Consider the following 23,554-nt stretch of genomic DNA (forward strand, 5'->3'; position numbering starts at 1 on the left):
CTTTTTTACTGATTGTTAAAAGATATGCAAAATAACAAAAAGAGAAGACAATAAATAAAACAAAGAAATCCCCAAATGTATTAATTTTTGGAATAAATTCTCAGCAGATATAAGCAGAAATAAAATGAAAAAAATCAGTGAAATATAAATAAAAACAAAAAATTAAATTCGAGTCGAATTACTGAACTTGGTTTTTATAACGTAATTAATTGAATTTAAATGTTTTTTTGTTTATAACAAAATCTGGAGCGGGAAACGAGGTTCGAACTCGCGACCTCAACCTTGGCAAGGTTGCGCTCTACCAACTGAGCTATTCCCGCTTATTTGAAGGCTTCGAAATAAGTGGGAAGCATTATACAAAAAATTTTATATATGGCAACCATTTTTAACTTTATTTTCTATTTTTCCAACTAAGTGATTCAAATACTCCAAATAGAAATAAACGTAATACTTTAAATTTATCTTGTTCTTTCTCTTGAGATGTCATGGTTGAATGTAATATGCAAGCTTGTAATCCATGTATAATAACAAAGACAATTAAGCCAATATTCGCAACAATATTAGCTGGTCTTGGGTAGGGATGGATAAGGTTAAACAATAAAAATAACCAAATAAATGAATATAAAGCTTTACCAAATAATACAAACATTAAATATTTTCTCTTATAAAAAGATAACTATGCACTTGACCTGCTGTTATTTCTCGGTGTAACCGCCAGTTAGCTGGAACATATTCCATTACATTATGATCAATTTCAACTTCGATATAAATATGAGATGATGACTTAAGCCAGTTATTACTTTCAAGTAGACTTACGGTTTTGCTGACCAATCCCTGATAGAATGGAGGATCAATAAACACAATATCAAATTGTATTTTTGCAGGTTTACTGAGCCAAAGTAGCGTATCAGTTTGGTGAATATCAATAACATCACCGCCCACCAGCTGCTTATTTTTAATAAGTTGTTGGATGATTTGTTTGTCTTTTTCAAGTAGTTTTACATTTTTTGCTCCTCGTGACGCAGCTTCAAAACCTAATGACCCACTACCAGAAAAACAATCCAAGCAAAGACTATTATGCATAACAGGCATTAACCAGTTATATAGAGTTTCTCTAATTCTATCGGTCGTGGGGCGTAAACCTTGTTTATCTAACACTGACAGTTTACGACCACGCCATTTACCACCAATTATTCTAATTAAGCCATTCATTGTAAATCCACACTTAAAATAATTCCGAAGTATTACCTTCAGCATCTGTCACTTTGGTGCCTATTTCTCGTGTTGCATATTTTGTTGGCTCGGTACCTTTAATAAAATATTCAGACATTATTTGCGATCCAGATTGTGGTAAAAGCCCTGTTTTTTGATCAACTTTTACAGTGACGACGTTTTTCGGTCGAACATCTTGGATTGTTGGCACATCTTTTAATGCAATTTTCATATAATCAACCCAAACAGGATTGGCGGTAACCGCTCCTGCTTCAGCACGGATAGCACGACCTAATTCACGACTATGATCATCAAAGCCCATCCATACCGTTGTCACAATATTGGCTCCAAATCCAGAAAACCATACATCTTTAGAAGCATTAGTTGTTCCAGTTTTACCACCTACATCTTTTCGACCCAATGCTTTTACCCGCCAAGCTGTTCCTTGCCAATTTGATCCACCAAATACAGTTGATCGAAGACCGTCTTTCATAATGAACGCAATACCACTATTTAACGTATGTGGCGCAAATTTTGGTTTGATATCAATTGTTTCATTATTATTCATATCTGGCAAAATCAAGTTATCATCTGACTTAAGATTTGCTTGTTCTGGTTCTTCATTATCTAATTCACTGGTTACATCCTCTACATTATCTAAAGACACAGACGTAGTTCCACTTGTAACCACATCGTCATTACAATTATGACAAGCAATTAGTGGTTGATGCTGATAGATAATATTTTTACCATTATCATCTTCTATTTTTTCAATTAGATACGGGGTGATTAAATAACCACCATTGACTATCACTGAATAAGCTCTGGCAACTTGCAATGGTGTAAATGATGCAGAACCTAACGCCAATGATTCATTATGCGATATATTTTCTTTTGGAAATCCAAACCGTTCCAGGTAAGTTGCCGCGTAATCAATACCTACAGCTCGCAATGCTCTAACCATCATTACATTTTTTGACATACCTAAACCAATTCTTAAACGTAATGGTCCTGCATAACTAGGTGGTGAATTTTTAGGGCGCCAAACTTCACTACCAGTAGTTCGTACAATCGGTGCATCATTAAGTAATGTTGCCATAGTTAAACCTTGTTCCAACGTTGCTGTATAGATAAATGGTTTAATATTTGATCCTAATTGACGAAGAGCTTGCGTAGCGCGATTAAACTTACTTAAATTAAAATTATATCCACCAACTATTGCTTTAATAGCACCATTATCTGAATCAAGTGATATCAATGCCCCATTGACAGCAGGAAGCTGAGCTAACTCCCAATTATTACCTATTTTTTTAACCCGAATAAGTTGTCCTGCTTTTAATGTATCAGATACTTTTTTGGGAAACGCACCTTGCTGAGTATCACTAATAAATGGACGAGCCCATTTCATTCCTTGAAATGAAATAACAATGTTACTATTGTCCTGCAATACCGCTATTGCTTCTTTATCAGTGGCTTTAATTACCACCGCTGGGCACATACCACTATAGCAAATATACTTTTCTAAAGTTTGCTGAATTTTTTGGGCATTCCACGGTGATTGATTATTTTTCCATAATATTTTTTCCGCACCACGATAACCATGACGCATATCATAATCAATAATATGTTTTTGCACAGCTTCAGTTGCAGCAACTTGATTTACTTTCGAAATAGTTGTATAGACTTTATAACCATCAGTATATGCATTTTCCCCAAATTTGTTGTACATAACTTGACGTGCCATTTCAGCTACATATGGTGCCGAAAATTCAACTTTTGGTGCATGATAACTCACATTTAAAGGCTTAGTGATGGCTTCATCATATTGTTCTTGAGTAATATAAGATTGATCTAACATACGCCCTAAAACCCAATTACGTCGCGTTAAGGCACGATCAGGATGAGCAATTGGATTAAATGCAGAAGGTGCATTAGGTAAGCCGGCTAATAGTGCTGCTTCGTCAATAGTTAATTGATCTGGTGTTTTACCAAAAAAAGTATAAGCAGCAGCTGCTACACCATATGCTCTAGAGCCGAAATTTATCATATTAAGATAAAGAGTTATAATTTCATCTTTGGATAACTCTTTTTCCATGCGAATGGCCAAAATTATTTCTCTCACCTTACGAGCGATGCTTTTTTCAGGAGTTAGAAAGACATTTTTAGCTACTTGCTGAGTAATCGTACTTCCACCTTGAGAGAAACCTTTCTGTTTAAAGCCAACCCACATTGCTCGAACAATTCCGATAGGATCTATACCAAAATGCTCATGAAAACGTGAATCTTCAGTTGCTATAACTGCATTTACAACAATTGGTGGAATTTCATCATATTTAAGGGGGGTACGACGACGTTCACCAAAAATAGCAATTAACTCGCCTTCTTTACTTAATACTTGTAATGGGATTTGTAATCGCACATCCTTCAATGAAGCTACATCAGGTAAATCTTTTGAGTAATAAGCATAACCTGCAACACCAATGAATAACCCAGAAAGCAAGCAACCAATAAAAAATTTTAAACTATTAGTTAGCACATAACGTATGCAACTAATTAAAAATTTGAGAATTTTTTTTAACGCCTTAATAAATATCACAAATTATTCCTATATAATTTCTTAAAGACAAAAAGAAAAAGAAATAGGTTTTTCCTGTTCTCTTTCCTTCAAAGTTTTTAACATTATTCTTAGATTGCAGAAAATATACTAATTATTACATAGAGCATACTTAATATAAATTCTGTTCAGATATCTAAAAAATCTGCATTATTTAATTGTGTGTATTATCTCCCATCTTTATCATTATTTTAAGTAATTTTTAACACAATTATGAGATAATTAATTTTTAGCTTACCAAATTTATCATTATGTGGAGCACAAAACTCACTGTTTCTTATCGGCAATTATTTGTTACAAGTATTTTTTATTTATTATTAATCATTGTTAGTTGGGTATTATTAATTGACACTTCTTTAAATTCTTATACAACCTTGATTGTACTGTTATTAGTAATTGAATGGTGGCGAAGTTTTCGTTATTTTAAATCTATAAAAAGTGAATTTGCACTATTTCATCATATAAATCAGATTTATTGGCGTAAACAACGTTGGTATTTAATACGTAAACCATTACAGCTTCGTTATATTATCATTTTAAACTTAAAATCACGCCGTAATGGTAAAAGATGCACACTTTTTTTAATGATTGATAATATTCAACCTCACGACTGGCGAACATTAAACTATTATTTACAACAAATCGAATTAATTTGACTGAAACATATATTAGTCCTGAAACTTCTTGTAAAATTGAGAATTCAATTAATGTGATTTCTCTATCCAATATTGAAAAGGCTTGGATTCAATTTGTGATGCAACTAACTTATGATCCATATGTCGACAGAAGCTTGGTATATCACGAACGGTCGCTAAATCATCGGCTATGACATAAAGAATTTGTCCGATAGCAAGTTCTCTTATCGTTTTTCGGACTAGCATAATGGGTTCAGGACAACGCAATCCAAGTGTGTTAAGTTCTTTATCTGCAATCATATTCATTTTATTATTACTGGTATAATTTATAATAAAAGATTACTTAAATAATGTGTCACAGCGTCATCCGCATTTGATCCAATTACTTCAAGCTCTGGAAGTCGTTCACGTAATTCCAAACTTGCATTTTGCATTAAACAGCCCTTACCAGCCATACTTAGCATCTCAAAATCATTCATACCATCACCAAATGCAATGCAATCTTGTAAATTAAGATCCAATTTGTCGACGATTTTTTTTAATGCACTACCTTTAGAAACATTTTCAGCCATCACTTCTAGACAATTTAATGTAGAAAACGCAACACTAATTTTATTACCAAATTGTTGTTCAAGACTATTTTTTAACTTAACTAAATGTGGATAAAGAGTATTATCTGTTGTGGTGAAAAAAATCTTAGCTATATTATCTGTTTCAAACTTGAGAGGATTAAATAGCTGATAAGAAAAAAGAGTATGTTTGTGAAATTCAAGTGAAAATGAATCTTCTTTGTTGACAAACCAACCATCACCCCGATAAATATGAGTATAAACCTTTGGATCATTGATGCATGTTTGAGCGATTTGACTAACAAGTGTTGGATCGATACTTTGGCTAAAAATCAATTTGCCCGTACTATCATGCACTCTCGCACCATTTGAAGTTATCATATAAGCATCAATTTCCATATTTTCGCGCATTTGGGCAACATCAATATGATGACGTCCAGTTGCAAAAACAAATTGAATATCTTTTTGTCGTAATGCCTGTAAAATTTGTTTGGTATAAGATGATAATTTATGGTCTGAATTTAATAAAGTACCATCTAAATCGGAAGCCACAACACGAAACATAATTTTCTCTATTCTATAATTAGTTATAATAACAATGATTTAAAAATGATTTAAAATAATACTTAACATCAAGTTTTAGTATATGAGTAAACCACTAAATTATAACATAATACAACTCACTTGTTATTTACTCAACTAGTTGTGGCGTAATAAAAATCACTAATTCTCGTTTTTGTTGTTTTTTACCTGTATTTTTAAAGAAATTACCAATAACAGGGACCTCACTCACTCCAGACACTTTATTGTTATTTTTACTATTTACTTGTTGAAAAATCCCCCCTAAAACAATGGTTTCGCCACTTTTAACTTTTACTTGTGTTTTAATTTCTTGAGTGTCAATAGCTAATGCTTCACCACCATCACCTCGCTTAATTGAACGTCCCGCAGTGTTTTGCGTGATATATAGATCTAAAATCATCTGATTATCTGCCAATATTTTGGGGGTCACTTCCAATCCCAAAACCGCTTGCTTGAATTCAATTGAAGTAGCGCCGTTATTACCATTTGAAACTTCATAAGGTATTTCACTACCTTGTTTTATAGAAGCCATATTTTGATTAGCGGTTAGTAAGTTAGGACTTGCGATAATTTGAAGTTTATTTTCTGATTCTAATGCTGATAACTCTAAATTAAGTAAACTACCAGAAAGCTTCGCCAAATTAAATCCAGCAGTTGCTGTGGAATTAGTAACCGCTAATCCTACATCAAATTTATCCAAAAGTTGAGAGGAATGACCTGAATATCCCCATTTAATTCCTAGTTCAGACATGCTTTCATCACTCATAGTCACAATATGAGCGGATATATGTACTTGTGGCATTGGTTTATCCATTATTTTAACTAATTTTTTAATGCCATCAAATTGTTGAGTTAAATCAGTAATAATAAGTGAATTAGTCCGTTTATCTATAACTGCCTTACCGCATTCTGACAACAATCCCTGTTGCTGTATTGCTTCCTGTAAGGTTGTTAAATCAACATGACTAATTGTTAATGATAAAGAATCTAGTGACTGTTTCAGTTCCTGTTCTTTTTTTGCCAACAGCTGTTTTTGATAAGCTATCTCTGGATCGATAGCTTTAGAAACGAATAAGATATTATCTTCAATTTTAGCTTGTAAATTAGCCGAATTCAAAATGATATTGAGAGCTTTATGCCACTCAACTTGTTGTAGTTTAATCGTCTGTTTAATGGATAAATCATCAGTCATGATTAAATTCATCTGCTTACTATCCGCTAAAGCTTGTAAAATAATAGCTATATCCGTTTGATAGAATGCCATTGAGATCAACTGATTAGTTTCAGTGGTATCACTTATTTTTTCTTGGTTTGCTAAACCAATACTGTTATTAGCAAAGAGACTTCCCAAAAGCAGTATGACTAAATATTTAGTAACCATAGTTGTGTTAAGTTTTTGCAATCTATTTCGCATGTTAGGTCCTATATTACTTATTTAATTGCATAGTCCATAGCACCACATCATGACAATAATCTGCCAAATTGGCTTGCCATACAATTTTGTCGGCAACTAAAGTTTGGATTTGCCAGGGAAATAAAACATTGGGAATAACTCCAGCAGTTATTGCTAACCACTGATTATCTGAACTTAACCATAGCTGCTCATAACTCGTATCACTATTTTTTATCAATCCTTTGAACTGCCAAACTTGTATTTGTTTCAATAGGTTAGTTGCTTGTTCATCACATGGCATCTGATAAGATGGTGTAAATGGGTCTCTAACTAAAGCCATCCCAGTATTCATGTACAACCCACTAAAAATTAACAGTACTACCATCACCAATTGTGGTTTCACTTAACCTCCATTTTTAAACAGCAAAGTAAAAGCTATTTGTAATTTTGACTCATGTTTAGTGATCACTAAATGCTGGAAATCGAGATAATAATAATCATCATTAAACGATGTCATCAAAGCCATAAGATCGGCAAACTCGCCATTAAGCTCAATGTCCCAATTTACGGTATTATCAATGTCATTATGTTTAAAAGTACGTAAAATCAAGTGGTGTTGTGCTAAAGCTTGCGCTAACTCTTTTTCAGAAATCGTACTTAATAAATGGTTTTTACTAGACTTATAGCGATTTATTTTTGTTTGTAATTGGTCAATTTTATTCAGATTTTCATCATATTGTTGTATTTGCTGATCTGCTTGTTGTTTAATATCGTCAATGACCAGCAAATAACCAATTCCAAACATTAAGGACAACACCAGAGAGCAAAGTAAATATTGTTGCCAGATAGGACGATTTAAAAAATCACTGTTCATTTAGTTCAATATCCATTTCAAATAATAGATCATTCTTGCTTGAAGAAATTGACTTAACTTGACTTTTGGTTATGTTTTTTTGTTGTTGTAAAGCTTCATTAAAATTGATAATTTCAACATAGCTTAAACTATGTCCTTGTAGCGTAATTTTCTGTGGTACATATACAAATGATTCAAGCCAAATTACAGTTGGTAACTGTTGAGAAATCAATAATAATGATTGTTGAATTTGTTTTTGACTTATTGAGGGATTGGGTAAGTAGAAGGATAACTCCCTAGCTAATTCTTGTTGGATCTCTTGTTTAACGCTTAATTGTAAAGAATAATATGCTAACTTATTATGGGTTTGTATCCATAAATAACAAAACAAACACCCCATAATGCCCATTAAACAGGTAACTATGATAATCAATTGCCGCAGGTGTTGTTTTTGTTTTATTTGTCGCCAAGGTAAAAAATTGACTTTATTGTTTTCAATAACACTACCAATAAATATCAACGATAAATCATACTTTTTACATAAGTCATTCCATGTATCAATAATATGTCGTTCACATATTGACACCATAATTTGCTTAGGTTGTTCAGGTGGATAAACAAAATCATAGAAAACATTTTTTGTAGGTAATTGAAACAATTTATAGATCGAAGCCTCAATAAATAGCTCTATTTCGGTCAATGTTAACTTTGCATCTGGTAAAGTTAACATTTGAACTTGAATATAGGTTTTATCAAGATTTAACTCAAACTCAGAATGTTGGGGAATATTTTTTTTTAAATCACTAATAAACATCTCGATATCTGTCATATCTTGATAGTGGTATTCAATCATGCTTTCATTGTCAATCACATTAGGTTGCTTTACTGATTTTAGTACTTGGTAACGTAACATTTTGGGTTCAATACAAATCACAACACGATATTTTTTTATCAGAATCATTGTAAATTAATTTTTTATTTATCTTGTAAACATGACTTAATCATAGCCACAAATCTAAAAATAAAAATCGGCAAAGCGACGTTTTGAGAAACATTACCCAAAAAATGTTTAAATTTACACCTAACAAGTCCAATTTTATAGAAATATGAAAAAAAAGGTTGACTGAAATAAGACGTGCCTTATAATGCACATCCACACGGTAAGGGTGATTAGCTCAGTTGGGAGAGCACCTCCCTTACAAGGAGGGGGTCACTGGTTCGAACCCGGTATCACCCACCAATCTTTACCGTGACGTTTCTATATTGAAACACTTGGGGTGATTAGCTCAGTTGGGAGAGCACCTCCCTTACAAGGAGGGGGTCACTGGTTCGAACCCGGTATCACCCACCAATTTTAATTGTCTTATATATGGGTTGTTAGCTCAGTCGGTAGAGCAGCGGACTTTTAATCCGTTTGTCGAGCGTTCGAATCGCTCACGACCCACCACTTTTCTTCATTAAATTTCTATATTCCATCTAAAAATAGCGTATTGAAAAAGCCTTTATTCGATGAATTTGTTTGGAACAATTTTATAGACGTCTCCCTAAGGTTTATTTCATATGAGTAGCACATGCTGTGCAAATAATCGCTCACCATTCTCCTTTTTTGTATCCGTCTTTAATTAAAGAAATATATACTTGTTTGTTTAATAATAATTAAACAAAATTGTAATGAATATGACCTATAACTTATTAAATATATTGAAAATATTAAACAAAGTAAAAATTAATCGTTAAAATTGATAATTAACAAAATTTTAATAGCTACCTCCTATTTTACTTGCAATTATTAATCGTTTATTCTTAGCACCGAAAATAGCTGGATTTTTTCACTGAAATAAAAAAACATATAAACTTTTGCTAGTTATCAAAAAATAAGGGAAATGGAATGAAAAAAATCTATAAACATCTTAAAAATAGAAAAACAGGAAATACTGTTCTATTTACTGCAATTATGGCTTTATCCAGTTCTACCATAGCGAATGATATTGTGGTTGATAATTCCTCTGATATTACTACAACAGCTAACGCTACATCGGCAATAAAGGAAACGTCAGCTACAACTGATAATATAAACATTACTAATTCCGGCGTTTTAAATACTTCAGGAGATGATTCAGACGGGATACATGCATCTACTCAGGGTAGTGTATCGATAACTAACACAGGAGACATTAATACAACTGGAAACCGTTCAAATGCCATTTATGCTATTGGGCAAGGCGCTGTATCGGTAAATGATACTAATCATAGCAGTTTATCTTCATCGATCTCAGGAATTTATCTTAAAAGTTCAGCAGGTTTTAATATAAATAGTAACTCTTCAATTAACATTAATGCAGATAACAGATCTGGTTCATTATATGGAATCTATAGCCAGTATACTGGATATCCAAATACACCAACAAGTAATTACAATATTAATTATGACGGTTCTTCTGGTTCAGGTATAACCATTAATGCGGGTAATGGAACTTATGAAAGTATATTTGGGATTTATGCACTTGAGCCAATGGAAATAATGTTAACCAATTATGAAGCAAAGACAAATGTGATTGGTAATATCTCATTAAATACAACTAATGATACGGTTATGACTAAATATTTACGTGGAATTTATTTGGATCATAGAAATTATGATAGTTATTTATCTTACAGTAATGGAACAATAGCTATTAATGCAAACCATCAATATATACGAAATGATTCAAATCCAATAATGGGCATTATTAACTATTCAGCACTTGGTAATGCTTCTACCCATTTAAATTCTAATGCAAGCATTGTTATTAATGACAATTCAGTAACAACCATGGGACATAATACTGCCCCAACAGCTATAATGACATATATAGCGAGCTCATCAAACCCATCTAGTGAAAAAAATGTAGAAGTTGTTAATAATGGAAAAATCATTATTAAAAGCGCTAATAACTCTGCACGTGGTATCAGAGTGTATGAAGGTAATCCATCTAATTCAACATTATCTCAAAAACAAACCATGAAAATTGTCAATAATGGAGACATAGATATTTCAAGTAAAGATGCTCTAACATATGGTATTAGAATGGCGTCGTATGGTGAAAGTGCTAATGGAACAATTACTAATAATGGTAATTTAAGATTAAATACTTCAACTGATATAGGTTCTGCTTCATCAGCTATTGTTTTACAAAAAACTGACACAAATTCAAAAGCTTCATTTACCATCAATAATAACGGTACGATTACCACAACTAACGGTAAAGCTATTGAAATTGACATAGCTGACTCTGTTGGTACTACTGTTGATATAAATAATAGTGGAATATTAAATGGTTATGTTAAATCAAACACGGCACTAGAAAAATTAACAATTAATAACTCTGGTTTTTGGAACTTGGAAGATACTTACGGTGTTAGTTCAGGTACGATTGGTGAAATAATCACTACATTAGGTTCTAGTACAAATTATGCAACAGTAAATAACACTGGTGTAATATCAGTTAATTCAGCTATGACAGACGCTATTATTGATTACGCAAATGTATCTAATCGAGGTATTATTGATTTGGGCACTGATTCAGCAAAAACTTCACTTACTATCAATGGTAACTATGCTGGAGATGGTGGTACTATCGTGATGGGTACAAATTTGCAGAAACAAATAAGTGATTTACTTTCTATTATAGGAGATTCAATTGGTTCAAGCTATTTGTCTATCCATAATACAGGCGGTAAAGGAATTTCAACATCTAATTTAACAAAAGGGATTAAAGTTGTTGATGTTGAAGGAGCTAGTTCAGGTTCATTCGCTTTAGCCTCAAATTTAAAATCAGGTGCTTATGAATACCGTTTATACAAACATGCGGATGGTAATTGGTATTTAACTAATTTAGATGGTAAAGGTACTGATGCAACTGGTTTTAGTGGTGGTAACTCTGGAAAAGCTTTAATTAATATTACAACTGGCGGGGTTTTTAGTAATCAACAAGCAGCATTAAGTATGTTTAGTGATAGTGGAAGCCATGCCGCTCGCGGTAGCGCTATTCGCTCGGCGAATGATAAATCAGTATGGGGTTATTACCACTTTGATAAGTTAAATTATGATACTTTAAACGGTCAAATGGGAACAACGATAAAATCTTCGGAAATTGTGTTAGGTACTGATTTGTATAGTACTAATTTATTCAATTCAGGTATTTACGGTAGCTATGGTCATGCATCAGTAAATAATAAATCACATAAGACTAACTCTAAAACAACCGGTGGAGTTACTGGTTATGGTGTCGGTGTTTATGCCGATTGGCAACAGAGTGTAATGGACGGCGGTTTATCTGTTGAATCTTGGGCACAATATAGTTGGTTTAAAAATAACGTAAAAGATAAACGAGAAAGCCATAAATCACGTTATGACAGTTCAGCATTTAAACTTAATTTTGGTACCGGTTATGGTTTTGTATTAGGTGGTAATGATTTTGCTAATTGGATACTAAAACCGCAAGCACAATTAAGCTATACTTGGTTAAGTACCGATGATTTTACTGATTCTAGCAAAATTCGTTATTCTGATGTAGATGGTGATGGCGCACAAATCAAGTTAGGTGCTCGTTTCTATGGCGCTAAAACAGAGGCTAATTTAGGAGCATATCCTTATGTTGAAGCTAATTGGATTTACAATAGCAATGAAGGATCAATGAAAACTGGCGGACAAAGAATTGATTCAGATATGGCAAAAAATCTTGGGGAAATTAAAGCTGGGATAAATGGAAAAATCACGACTAATTGGAACAGTTTTGCTGAATTTGATGCTCGTTTTGGTAAAAATGATTATCATAGTGTAGGTTTACAAATCGGCATAAATTATTTGTTCTAATCTTGCAATATTTAACTTCTATCAAGTTAGCTTTAATCACCAAGCTAACTTGATATTTTCTAGATTTTAAATTCTTGTCTCTATGTATGAAAAGGCAAGGTAATTGCTCAAGATAATAATAAAGCTCTGCATAATATGAAAAAAGCTGCAGATTTTGGACATGTTTTCAAAGAACATCTATATGCTCAAAAACGTCGAATTATTCAAAATTATATTAAAGCTCTACAATGGCATAAAAATAATTAGTAAGAGAGTGTTAATGCGCAGTATAACCTAGGTGCTTTTTAGTGTAACAATAAGCAGCTAATTAAGATAACGTTTTCTATACCAACGGATAATTCAAGTTAGTTTATAACAATAAGTTACAAAAAGCTTATAAACAGTATAAAGTGGTTTTAAATGTATTACATTTACATCGAGATTTATCCATCATATTTTTTAATATTGTAATAGCTAGTTAACCAAGTTAATAAATGAAAATGAAACTTACCATTGAAGAAATTTATAAAAAAGCTACTGAAAATAATGATGCTAATGCTCAATTTGATCTGGGATTAATGTATTATGAGGGAGTATATTTTACTCAAAATTATTATCTAGCAGCTCAATGGTTTGAAAAGGCAGCATTACAAGGTGATATTGGTGCTCAGCTTAATTTAGGATTTATGTACACCAATGGATATGGGGTGAAGCAAGATTATACATTAGCTAAGAAATATTTTGAAAAGGCTGCTTTACAAGGATCAAATGAGGCTGAATTCAATTTAGGTTTTATTTATCACAATGAGCTCGATTATGTTGAAAGCAAGAAATGGTATGAAAAAGCTGCCAACAATGGGCATGTTATTGCCCAAAATAACTTAGGCGATATGTATTATCAAGGTCATGGAGTTATTCAAGATTATACTAAAGCAATACAATGGTTTGAAAAAGCAGCAAATCAAGGTAATGTGAATGCACAAACTAATCTTGGCAATATGTATTACCAGGGGCTTGGCGTAAAAAAAGATATAGTTAAAGCACGAGAGTATTTTAAATTAGCCTGCGATAATCATTTCGAATTTGCTTGCAGAGCTTATGAAAAAATATCACTTGATTAACTAGTTAATAACATTACTTGCCCTTTAATCATTCTAAATAATAACATACAAAACTAATCGGTAAGCAATATAAAACATTACTAATCCAACCAAACCATCTAATATTATCCACATCCTTTTTTGCTTAAATAATGGCGTGAGTAATCTGGCTCCGTAACCAATGCCAAAAAACCAGATAAACGAAACACAAACCGCACCAATTAAAAAAGATAACTTTTGCTCATTGGTTAATGTACCAGCAATACCACCCACAATAACAACTGTATCTAAATACACATGCGGATTGAGCAATGTAACTGCTAATGTTGATAAAACCACTTTAATTAAATCATTATTTTGTGAATCTTCGGATGCAACTTGCATACTACTAGTACCTTGAAGAGCACTCCTAAAAGCACAAAATCCATACCAAATTAGAAAAAGCGCCCCTAATATTGCAAGAATACTGGTAATCAAAGGATTACTACTGATAAATGAACCAATTCCTAATACCCCTATTGTCATCAGAATGAAATCACAAACAAAACAGATTGCTGATACAAAAAAGATATGATTTTTTAGTAATCCTTGTTTGAGTACAAAAAGATTTTGCGCACCTATAGCAATAATTAAACTACCAGAAATCATTGCGCCACTGATTATTTCTGAAAACATCTTACTACAACACCGTAATTAAATTGAAAATTTTATCATATAATTAAGATACCAGAAAGAAGAAATAAACTCATAATGTCGGATCGATATAATAATTTATTTTTTCTCTAGCCAAAACAGCGGTGGTTTATTTTTGTTAAAAAATAGAATGATACTACCTATAATTAGCCAAACCAAACCAACAATTTTGGCATCATTATCGATATGCAATAATACAGGTAATAAGCCAACAATACCAAAAACAGGTATAACAATATCTAAAATCGAAGAAGCACCAATATTATTTCTCTTTTTGAGCTTAAAATAACCAATAACCGATACATGTAACATAATAAATGTTGCTAGGGCACCAACATCAACAAATGAAACTAAAGTTGCTAATCCTTGTGCTCTATTTGCAGCAAAAGCAGCTAGGCATAAATTAAAAGTCGCAGAAAATAAAATCGCCATAATAGGTACACCACTTTCTTTACCAACTTTGGCTAAAATTGAGGGTAAACGTTTATCCCTACCCATGCTAAATAATAAACGGCTCGCCGCAGCTTGCCCTACCATAGCAGAAAAAGAAGCGCCAATAGCTTTCATTAATCCTAACGCCCAACCCAACCAAGGATTCATTTCCTGATTTACTATATTATAAAAAGCTTTTCCCTGTAGTTCATTATGATCACGTAAATATTCTGGAGAGTAAGGATTAAGTAGTGCACCAATGTAAACTTGAATGATAAATAGACAACCAGCTAAAATTAAACAACCAAGAATTGCTTTACTGACTAAACTGGGTTTACCTCCATTTTCTTCAGCAAAAGTTGCAATTGCGTCAAACCCTAAAAATGATAAAACCGCAATAGATACTGCTGAAAAAAGATTTCCCCATGTGAATAATTCACCACCGATAAAAGGCTGTAACCAATCACGTTTAATACCATTAGTAACTAATATCCAAATGCCAACAAATAAAATTATAACTAGCACGATGATTTCAAATGCTAAAAACAGAAAAGTAATTTTTGCAGATTTTTTAAAACCAATAAAATTTAAAGTTGTGGTTATAACCACAGCAATAAAAGTCCATGCCCATACGGGTACACTCGATATTAAGGCATTAAGAAAGATGCCAGTAAACAAGTAAGCTACAGCAGGAATAAACATATAATCAAGTAATAAGAGCCAACCGACTAAAAAACCGGCATGTGGATGAATGCCAGCAGAACAATATGCATATACAGAACCTGCGTGTGGTATCACATTTGCCATTCTGGCATAGGAATACGCAGTAAAAGTCATCATTAATGTTGCTACAAAATAGACAGATGCTACTGCACCATCCGTCATTACATCTAACACACCAAATAAACCAACTGGAGCCGCAGGTCCGATAAAAAGCAAACCTAAGATCACCAGATCTCTAAATCGCATATTTTTGTTTAACTGCTGCATAATCATTCTCACATTAAAATCTAATAGCTAGATTAAAATATTAAATAATTACTAACAAACTTACTAATATTAAATAGTTATTAAAATATAACTATTTAATCTATAACATTGGTCGATATTATTCTCTTAGTTCATAGCTATAAACCATTTTCGCTGTTTTACTTAACATAATAGAAGCACTACAGTATTTTTCTGATGATAATTTTATCGCTTTTTCTACTACTTCATTATCAATATTTTTACCCGTAATAACGATATGAAAATGTATATCAGTATAAACTTTAGGAGAAGATGTAGCTTGATTTTTTTCAATATCTATCCAAAGATCGGTAACTTCTTTTTTGGCATTTTTTAAAATAGCCATAATATCATAAGCCATACAACCAGCTGCCCCATGAAGTAACAATTCCATAGGTCGCGCACCACGATTACGACCGCCGTGCTCGATACCGCCATCCATCATTAAAGTATGACCACTTGCTGTTTCACCAATAAAACCAAATTCATCGATCCATTTTAAACGATCTTTCATTACTAGCCCCTTTTTATATCAATTAAATTATAAAAATTATAAGTTATAGTATTTAATATATCACTTCTTTTTTGGTGATGTTTATATTAGAGTAATGTTGAGATTGTCAGTTCAATAAAAGTGTTCATCGTCATTTATCCAATACATTTAAATGACTTGTCATAATTGAAATAAACTAATGAAATCTAACGATAACTTCTTTAAATATACTTATTTAATGTTGAGATGACTGAATAAAAATAGAAGTTATAATTTAATATTGATTATTAAAAGGATTTACTATGATTCTGGAATATACCACTTTGATTGGTATTGGTGCTATTGTGGGGTTATTAGCCGGAATGTTTGGTGTTGGAGGTGGAGCATTAATTGTACCAGCATTAATTTTTACTTTAGGTCACTTTAATATTAATGGACCGTGGATAACCCACATCGCAATTGCTACCTCACTTGCAACCATTATTGGTACTAGTTTTTCTTCGAGCTGGAATCATAACAAAAACCATAATGTAGAATGGAGTATATTAAAACGAATGGTGCTAGGATGCCTTATTGGTACCATTGGTGGTTCCTACATCACCCCTTATATTTCAGGTGTGTGGTTAAAATGGTTTTTTACTCTTTTCCTTATCTATACAGGAAGTAAATTTATATTTAAAACCAATAATGTAACGAAAAAACCAACAACTATCACAACATCTTTACCAAGTAGCATTTATATACTTGTTGGTTCAGTAATTGGTTTATTTGCTGCATTGGTTGGTGTCGGTGGCGGCATTTTAGTGGTGCCATTTTTAAAAAAGTGTGGCATAGATATGCGCAAAGCTATTGGCACATCTGCTGCTTTCACTTTACCCGTAGCTATTGGTGGTACAATCGGTTATATGATTTCCGGATGGCAGATTAAAGAACTACCGCCATATTGTCTCGGGTTTGTTTATTTGCCTGCGGTATTTGCCATTATGATTGCCAGTATCCCAATGGCTAAAGTGGGCGTGCTAATTGGACAAAAATTACCACTTAATATATTAGTCAAATTTTTTGGCGGATTCTTATTATTAATTGCATTAAAATTAATAATTGCATAGTTGAATATTATCACGCAAATTAATATACAATTTTGATGATATTTATAATTAACATCCAAAAAGGATCGCTATCAACTGCGACCCTTAGATAGGCTGTTGTTTAATTTAAACTATCTTGCATTTTTTACTGCCAGTCCTAATTGCCAAACAGCCATTGCATAATAAGTACTGTGGTTATAACGCGTTATTACATAAAAATTCGGTAATCCATACCAATATTGATAGCAATCGCCCATATCCAGCCGTAATAAACTAACTTCTTTATGGCCTTCTAAGGAACTTTTCGGTTTTAACCCTGCCTTTGCTAACGTTTCAATTGGATATTTAGCACTAAAACCATTATCTAATAAAGGTGCTTGACCATCAGCCATAACTGCCACTTTTTGGTTTTGTTGCCAGCCATGGGATTTAAAATAGTTAGCCACGCTACCAATAGCATCAACCGGATCCCATAAATCGACATGACCATCATTATTGAAATCAACAGCATAATTTCTGAAAGCAGATGGCATAAATTGACCATATCCCATTGCACCAGCGAAAGAGCCAGTCAAACTGAACGGATCAATCCCCTCATCACGAGACATTATCAAAAAATTTTCTAGTTCAATTGAGAAGTATTGTGCTCGCCTAGGATAATTAAAGGCCAATGTCGATAAGGCATCAATGATCTTAGTTTTGCCCATAACTTTACCCCAGCCAGTCTCAACGCCAATAATACCGACAATAATCTCAGGTGGAACACCATACTGTTTATAAGCACGTTGTAACTCTTTTTGATATTTATTCCAAAAATCTACACCTTTTGGAATATTATTTGCAGTAATAAATTTATTTTTATAACGAATCCAAGCTCCATTCGGTTCAGTTGGTGACGCTGACGTTGGTGCTTGTTTATTCATTAAGTTAATGACCCAATCAAGGTTATTGGTTTGTTCAAAAATATTGATAAGTTGCTGGCGATTAAATCCGTGCTTTTTAACCATTTTATCAATAAACTTTTCTTTATCTACTGCCAATGGTTTATTGATTGTAGGTTGACGATGTTGCTTTTCAAGATAAACACCACCTTTGACATTTGGATGCCCATGGTGTTTTTCTGTTGGTGATAATGAAGATTGCTTGCTACTACAAGCTGCAAGCAATAACATCATACTGAATAAAATAATAATACGCTGCATAAATAATCCATATTACATATTATAATTAATTAAAAAATGGACAATATCATAAAGTATTTGCTGTTATTCAACAATATTATGACACTCTTTCCCTTCTTGTATTTGTTTAATATTACTTAATGTGGTTTCAGAGATATTCAATAACGCTTCTTGAGTTAAAAAAGCTTTATGACCTGTAAAAATAACATTATGACAAGATGACAAACGACGGAAAACATCATCTAAAATGACATCATTTGATTTATCCTCAAAAAACAGATCACGTTCATTTTCATAAACATCCATACCAAGTGAACCAATTTTACTTTGTTTTAGTGCCTCAATTGCGGCTGTAGCATCGAGTAAAGCACCACGACTGGTATTAATAATCATCACACCATCTTTCATTTTATTAAATGAATTTTTATTAAGTAAATGATAATTTTCTGATGTCATTGGACAATGCAAAGTAATAACGTCTGATTTAGCATAAAGCTCATCCAACTCAACATATTGGGCTCCTAATTCAACAACTGTATCATTTGGGTAGGGATCGTAAGCTAAAATATGCATACCAAAACCTTTTAAAATACGCATAACTGCTTGACCTATTTTGCCTGTTCCAATTACACCAGCAGTACGATTATGCATATTAAAGCCGGTTAAACCATCCAACGAAAAATTAGCATCACGGGTACGTTGATAGGCTTTATGTGTACGACGATTTAAAGTCATCATTAATGCCACAGCATGCTCAGCCACTGCTTCTGGAGAGTATGCGGGAACACGTACAACTTTTATACCTAATTTTTTGGCTTCAGTTAAATCTACATTATCAAAACCAGCACAACGCAATGCTAAAATTTTAATGCCAAAATGGGCTAATTTTTGCAGCACTTTTTTATCGACTTCATCATTAACAAACACACAAACTGCATCAAAATCTTGAGCTGTAACAACAGTTTTACAACTGAGTTTATGTTCATAATATTCGAGATCAAAACCAAATTTTTTATTAGCAATTTCTAGATGTTCTTTGTCATAATGCTTACTACTAAAAACAGCAACTTTAATTGATCCTTTCATTCCAAAATACCTCTTTTAGGGTGATTAATTAATATATTTATAAATTATTTATTCAATGGTAATTACTGAAACATATAGTATTCCTGAAACTTTTTAACAAAAATTCCAATAGGACATTTTTTAACAATCAACAACACTTTACCAAGCAACCTTGTTTTAGTTACTGGTAAATAAAAAAATTTGGTTAGAATAGTTATATTGGCTTGAATAATTAATTTTATTATAAGTATGTTATGATAGCACTTTGCTAAAAATCTAACTAATAATGTTGCATGATGAATCTTACGCAAAATACCATAATTAAAACTATCTTTACTACTAAAATGCTTATTTGTATTTTTACTGGTTTTGCTTCTGGATTACCTTTTTACCTTTTATTACAACTACTGCCTGCTTGGTTAGAAAGCGAAAGTATCAATATTAAAACTATTGGCGCATTTTCTTTAACCCAAATTCCATACATCTTGAAATTTGTTTGGGCTCCGTTTATGGACAATATCTCATTTTCTAAGCTTGGTCGACGACGTGGCTGGATGCTTATTTCACAAATATTATTGCTTTCGTTTATCTCTATATTAGGATTTTTCTCACCTTCATTGAGCATTTGGCTCATTGCTGCAATTTGCTTTATCATCGCTTTTTTTTCCGCCACTCAAGATATCGCACTTGATGCCTTTAGGCGAGAATTATTATTGGATAAAGAGTTAGGGCTAGGTAATAGTATTCATACCAATGCTTACCGTTTAGCTGGTTTGGTACCGGGATCATTATCATTAATATTATCCAATTATTTGCCTTGGGACAGTGTTTTTATCATTACCGCATTATTTATGATACCAGCAATTATCATGACAATGTTTGTTAAAGAACCGATGAATCAGGCTCCCAAAACGCACCATATTGAAGATATTATCATTGCCCCTTTTCGTGAATTTATTACTCGTAATGATATTAAAACAGCCATGATCATTTTAGCTTTTATCTTTTTATATAAATTGGGTGATAGTATGGCGACTTCATTGGCTACCCCTTTTTATTTACAAATGGGCTATAGCCGCTTAGATATTGGTTGGATTGCTAAAAATGCTTCTTTGTGGCCTAGTATTGTTGGTGCTTTGCTTGGTGGAATTTTAATGATCAAAATCGGTATTAATCGTGCACTTTGGTCTTTTGGTTTTGTCCAAGTTATCTCTATTTTAGGCTTTGCCTGGCTTTCTATTGAAGGACCTTTCACGAAAATTGGTGTATATCAGCAAATTTTATTAGCAATAGTGATAGGATTTGAAGCGCTAGGCGTTGGTCTTGGTTCAGCTGCTTTTGTGGCGTTTATTGCTAAAACAACTAATCCACTTTACACCGCAACTCAATTTGCTTTATTTACTAGTATTGCATCAGTACCAAGAACTTTAATTAATGCCACTACTGGGATTATGGTTGAATATTTAGGATGGACAACCTTTTTTGGTTTATGTACGCTTTTAGCTATTCCTGGTATGTTATTATTATTTAAAGTTGCCCCTCTAAACGAAAAATCTTAGGAGAAAGTATGGATAAATTAGAACAAGCATTCAATTTTCGACATGGATGTAAAAGATTTGATATTACCAAAAAAATTAGTGATACCGATATTAAATATATTTTGGAGGCAGGCAGACAATCGCCTTCCGCATTTGGACTTGAACCTTGGCATTTTGTTATAGTCGATAATGATAACATTAAGAGTGAACTGCGTGCAGTTTGTTATAATCAAGAACAAGTCACAAGTTGTTCTCATTTTATTATTGTGCTTTATCGAAAAGCCAACAACTTTACACTACAAAGTGAGTATCTACGCCAAACTATTGCTCGAACATTACCTGATGCAAATGATCAAACTGCTATCGATAATGCTTGCCAATCAATTATAAATTTTTATCATCAAGGATTAGCTAATGGCTTAACCATTGATCACTCATCTGAAATGCAAGATTATATAGCATGCACTAATATGCTTACCGCTGCGGCATATCGTGAGATTGATTCTTGCATAATTGGAGGGTTTAAACATGACGGCGTTGTTCAGATTTTGGAAAAATATATGCCAAAATTTAGTCGTGAGAGCTTTGGTGTTGGACTTTGCTTGGCTTTTGGCTATCGAGTCAATGAACCTAATTCACATATCCGTTGGCGCATAGCAGATATTACCACTTATTTAACAGAATCTAATTAAATTCATCAATAATATTCCGTCGACAACAATGACGACGGAATATTTTGATATAAAAGAACATCCTTTTACTTAATCAACCGATATAGCACTTTTGCATCTGATGAAGCACAATCCATTGTAAAAGCAATACCAGCCAAAACATTGCTTAATTGTGGATCACTGACATTGTGTTGTACTGAATTCAAGATTTCCTGTGCTCAATTAATTTTTCGAAGTATTGTCTCTATTTTTCTTTTGAAAGATTGTTCATTTTATCTTTTTTTTCGTTAGGATGTCACATAATCGATAATTTAAACAACATTATTGCTAAAGAAAATAATTCGTTAGCTATTCAAAAAAGTGTATTTTATACATTAAAAAGTAAAATTAAAACATAATTTAAATTAAAAAAGCACAAAATGACTTAAAATAATTGAAAACGAAAAGATAACCAAACTAAAACTAAATAAAAAAGCCTTATCGTAAATACCTATTACTGTAATAATCAATTTTTTTGCACGAATAAGTTTGATAATGTTAGACTTGATAATAATAACTAAATTTTGATTAAAATCTTGTTCATTAGCAATAAGTTAGTATTGTTACATTGCATATATACAGTTTGTAAGGATTTAATATGAAAATTAAACATGCACGTTTATTAATACTAGGCTCTGGTCCGGCTGGATATACGGCTGCAGTTTATGCAGCCAGAGCAAACCTTTCGCCAGTCCTCATCACAGGAATACAAGAAGGAGGACAACTTATTACTACTACAAATATCGAAAATTGGCCTGCTGGTGCACCAGATTTAACTGGTCCTGAACTAATGAATAAAATGAAAGAACATGCAGAAAGGTTTAATACCGAAATTATTTTAGATCAGATCGAGCGAGTTGATTTTAGTCATAAACCTTTTAAGCTCTATGGCAGTGAAACTCAATATAGTTGTGATGCGTTAATTATTGCCACGGGTGCTTCAGCCCAATATCTAGGTCTACCTTCTGAACAAGCATTTAAAAGCAAAGGAGTTTCAGCTTGCGCAACTTGTGATGGTTTTTTTTATCGCAACCAAAAAGTTGCTGTAGTGGGTGGTGGTAATACAGCTATTGAAGAAACGCTCTATTTGGCTAACATCGCGAGTGAAGTTCATCTAATTCATCGTCGTGATGTGTTCCGTGCTGAAAAAATATTAATGAATCGTTTAGCGGAAAAAATAGCGCAAGGCAAAGTAATTCTGCATACTCACCGGATTATTGATGAAGTGCTTGGTGATAATATGGGGGTAACCGGTGTTAGGTTACTAAGTACACAAGATCCCAATATTAGTGAAGAGCTTGCAATATTAGGGTTATTTATTGCCATCGGTCATAAACCCAATACCGCTATTTTTGAAGGTCAATTGGAATTAAATGACGGATATATTAAAGTGCAATCTGGCACGCAAGGTAATGCAACGCAAACTAGTATAGAGGGTATTTTTGCCGCAGGAGATGTGATGGACCATATTTATCGACAAGCGATCACTTCGGCGGGCACGGGTTGCATGGCTGCATTAGATGCAGAATACTATTTGGATAACCTAAAATAAAA

Annotated in this window: 21 protein-coding genes and 4 tRNA genes; 10 read left to right on the forward strand and 15 right to left on the reverse strand. The window is 32.9% G+C overall.

What is annotated here, in order from left to right; translation table 11 throughout:
- Positions 1 to 244: 244 nt before the first annotated feature.
- The 4 genes from Q0K76_RS02705 to Q0K76_RS02720 form a co-directional block, all read right to left on the reverse strand.
- Positions 245 to 320 (reverse strand) — tRNA-Gly (locus tag Q0K76_RS02705).
- A gap of 71 nt (positions 321 to 391) precedes the next feature.
- Complete coding sequence (locus tag Q0K76_RS02710) at positions 392 to 649, reverse strand: DUF1145 domain-containing protein (protein WP_294610890.1); 258 nt, start codon at positions 647 to 649, stop codon at positions 392 to 394.
- Positions 649 to 1,212: a 16S rRNA (guanine(966)-N(2))-methyltransferase RsmD gene (rsmD, locus tag Q0K76_RS02715; protein ID WP_294610893.1), complete on the reverse strand. Its 564-nt coding sequence runs from the start codon at positions 1,210 to 1,212 to the stop codon at positions 649 to 651. The genes Q0K76_RS02710 and rsmD overlap by 1 nt, the downstream gene beginning before the upstream one ends.
- 13 nt (positions 1,213 to 1,225) lie before the next feature.
- The gene (locus Q0K76_RS02720; protein WP_294610896.1) at positions 1,226 to 3,808 is read right to left on the reverse strand and encodes a PBP1A family penicillin-binding protein; all 2,583 of its coding nucleotides are present in this window, start codon (positions 3,806 to 3,808) and stop codon (positions 1,226 to 1,228) included.
- Positions 3,809 to 4,077: 269 nt separating this feature from the next.
- Between Q0K76_RS02720 and Q0K76_RS02725 the strand changes: the two genes are divergently transcribed.
- Positions 4,078 to 4,482: a protein YgfX gene (locus tag Q0K76_RS02725; RefSeq protein ID WP_294610899.1), complete on the forward strand. Its 405-nt coding sequence runs from the start codon at positions 4,078 to 4,080 to the stop codon at positions 4,480 to 4,482.
- A 48-nt stretch (positions 4,483 to 4,530) separates the two neighbouring features.
- Here the strand turns inward: Q0K76_RS02725 and tusA are convergent, their stop codons facing one another.
- From tusA to Q0K76_RS02755, 6 genes are all read right to left on the reverse strand, one after another.
- Entirely contained in the window at positions 4,531 to 4,767 is a 237-nt protein-coding gene (gene tusA, locus Q0K76_RS02730; RefSeq protein WP_294610902.1) for a sulfurtransferase TusA, read from the reverse strand.
- Between the two features lie 20 nt (positions 4,768 to 4,787).
- Entirely contained in the window at positions 4,788 to 5,594 is an 807-nt protein-coding gene (locus Q0K76_RS02735) for a Cof-type HAD-IIB family hydrolase (RefSeq protein ID WP_294610905.1), read from the reverse strand.
- A gap of 127 nt (positions 5,595 to 5,721) precedes the next feature.
- Positions 5,722 to 7,026 carry a hypothetical protein gene (locus Q0K76_RS02740; RefSeq protein WP_294610908.1) on the reverse strand — a complete coding sequence of 435 codons (1,305 nt, stop codon included), beginning with the start codon at positions 7,024 to 7,026 and terminating at the stop codon, positions 5,722 to 5,724.
- A 13-nt stretch (positions 7,027 to 7,039) separates the two neighbouring features.
- Positions 7,040 to 7,408 (reverse strand): hypothetical protein, encoded by a 369-nt coding sequence (locus Q0K76_RS02745; RefSeq protein ID WP_294610911.1) that lies wholly within the window; start codon positions 7,406 to 7,408, stop codon positions 7,040 to 7,042.
- Positions 7,409 to 7,879 (reverse strand): hypothetical protein, encoded by a 471-nt coding sequence (locus Q0K76_RS02750; RefSeq protein ID WP_294610914.1) that lies wholly within the window; start codon positions 7,877 to 7,879, stop codon positions 7,409 to 7,411.
- Positions 7,869 to 8,819 carry a PilN domain-containing protein gene (locus Q0K76_RS02755; protein ID WP_294610917.1) on the reverse strand — a complete coding sequence of 317 codons (951 nt, stop codon included), beginning with the start codon at positions 8,817 to 8,819 and terminating at the stop codon, positions 7,869 to 7,871. Before Q0K76_RS02755 ends, Q0K76_RS02750 begins: the two co-directional genes overlap by 11 nt.
- A gap of 203 nt (positions 8,820 to 9,022) precedes the next feature.
- Here Q0K76_RS02755 and Q0K76_RS02760 point away from each other — a divergent pair.
- The 5 genes from Q0K76_RS02760 (at position 9,023) to Q0K76_RS02780 (ending at position 13,813) form a co-directional block, all read left to right on the forward strand.
- Positions 9,023 to 9,098 (forward strand) — tRNA-Val (locus Q0K76_RS02760).
- Positions 9,099 to 9,133: 35 nt separating this feature from the next.
- Positions 9,134 to 9,209: transfer RNA gene (locus Q0K76_RS02765), tRNA-Val, on the forward strand.
- A gap of 20 nt (positions 9,210 to 9,229) precedes the next feature.
- A tRNA-Lys gene (locus Q0K76_RS02770) sits at positions 9,230 to 9,305 on the forward strand.
- A 441-nt stretch (positions 9,306 to 9,746) separates the two neighbouring features.
- The gene (locus Q0K76_RS02775) at positions 9,747 to 12,713 is read left to right on the forward strand and encodes an autotransporter outer membrane beta-barrel domain-containing protein (protein ID WP_294610920.1); all 2,967 of its coding nucleotides are present in this window, start codon (positions 9,747 to 9,749) and stop codon (positions 12,711 to 12,713) included.
- Positions 12,714 to 13,186: 473 nt separating this feature from the next.
- Positions 13,187 to 13,813 (forward strand): tetratricopeptide repeat protein, encoded by a 627-nt coding sequence (locus tag Q0K76_RS02780; RefSeq protein WP_294610923.1) that lies wholly within the window; start codon positions 13,187 to 13,189, stop codon positions 13,811 to 13,813.
- A 33-nt stretch (positions 13,814 to 13,846) separates the two neighbouring features.
- Here the strand turns inward: Q0K76_RS02780 and Q0K76_RS02785 are convergent, their stop codons facing one another.
- The 3 genes from Q0K76_RS02785 to Q0K76_RS02795 all read right to left on the reverse strand — a co-directional run bounded on the left by Q0K76_RS02785 (position 13,847) and on the right by Q0K76_RS02795 (position 16,439).
- A complete protein-coding gene (locus Q0K76_RS02785) occupies positions 13,847 to 14,467 on the reverse strand; it encodes a LysE/ArgO family amino acid transporter (RefSeq protein WP_294610926.1) in 621 nt (206 codons plus the stop codon).
- 96 nt (positions 14,468 to 14,563) lie between these two features.
- Entirely contained in the window at positions 14,564 to 15,907 is a 1,344-nt protein-coding gene (locus Q0K76_RS02790) for an APC family permease (protein ID WP_294610929.1), read from the reverse strand.
- A gap of 118 nt (positions 15,908 to 16,025) precedes the next feature.
- The gene (locus tag Q0K76_RS02795; RefSeq protein ID WP_294610933.1) at positions 16,026 to 16,439 is read right to left on the reverse strand and encodes an OsmC family protein; all 414 of its coding nucleotides are present in this window, start codon (positions 16,437 to 16,439) and stop codon (positions 16,026 to 16,028) included.
- Positions 16,440 to 16,720: 281 nt separating this feature from the next.
- Between Q0K76_RS02795 and Q0K76_RS02800 the strand changes: the two genes are divergently transcribed.
- On the forward strand, positions 16,721 to 17,527 hold the full coding sequence (locus Q0K76_RS02800; RefSeq protein WP_294610936.1) for a sulfite exporter TauE/SafE family protein: 807 nt from the start codon (positions 16,721 to 16,723) through the stop codon (positions 17,525 to 17,527).
- A gap of 110 nt (positions 17,528 to 17,637) precedes the next feature.
- Here the strand turns inward: Q0K76_RS02800 and mltB are convergent, their stop codons facing one another.
- Both mltB and Q0K76_RS02810 read right to left on the reverse strand, forming a co-directional pair.
- Complete coding sequence (gene mltB, locus Q0K76_RS02805) at positions 17,638 to 18,708, reverse strand: lytic murein transglycosylase B (RefSeq protein ID WP_294610939.1); 1,071 nt, start codon at positions 18,706 to 18,708, stop codon at positions 17,638 to 17,640.
- Positions 18,709 to 18,771: 63 nt separating this feature from the next.
- Positions 18,772 to 19,761, reverse strand: coding sequence for a 2-hydroxyacid dehydrogenase (locus Q0K76_RS02810; protein ID WP_363322384.1), 990 nt, complete (start codon positions 19,759 to 19,761; stop codon positions 18,772 to 18,774).
- A gap of 287 nt (positions 19,762 to 20,048) precedes the next feature.
- Here Q0K76_RS02810 and Q0K76_RS02815 point away from each other — a divergent pair, with 287 nt between their 5' ends.
- The 3 genes from Q0K76_RS02815 (at position 20,049) to trxB (ending at position 23,552) form a co-directional block, all read left to right on the forward strand.
- Positions 20,049 to 21,311 carry an AmpG family muropeptide MFS transporter gene (locus Q0K76_RS02815; RefSeq protein WP_294610945.1) on the forward strand — a complete coding sequence of 421 codons (1,263 nt, stop codon included), beginning with the start codon at positions 20,049 to 20,051 and terminating at the stop codon, positions 21,309 to 21,311.
- 8 nt (positions 21,312 to 21,319) lie between these two features.
- A complete protein-coding gene (locus tag Q0K76_RS02820; RefSeq protein WP_294610948.1) occupies positions 21,320 to 21,982 on the forward strand; it encodes an NAD(P)H-dependent oxidoreductase in 663 nt (220 codons plus the stop codon).
- A gap of 616 nt (positions 21,983 to 22,598) precedes the next feature.
- Complete coding sequence (gene trxB, locus Q0K76_RS02825; protein ID WP_294610951.1) at positions 22,599 to 23,552, forward strand: thioredoxin-disulfide reductase; 954 nt, start codon at positions 22,599 to 22,601, stop codon at positions 23,550 to 23,552.
- Positions 23,553 to 23,554 lie beyond the last annotated feature (2 nt).

The sequence above is a fragment of the uncultured Gilliamella sp. genome, from assembly GCA_945271295.1.
GTDB lineage: Bacteria > Pseudomonadota > Gammaproteobacteria > Enterobacterales > Orbaceae > Gilliamella.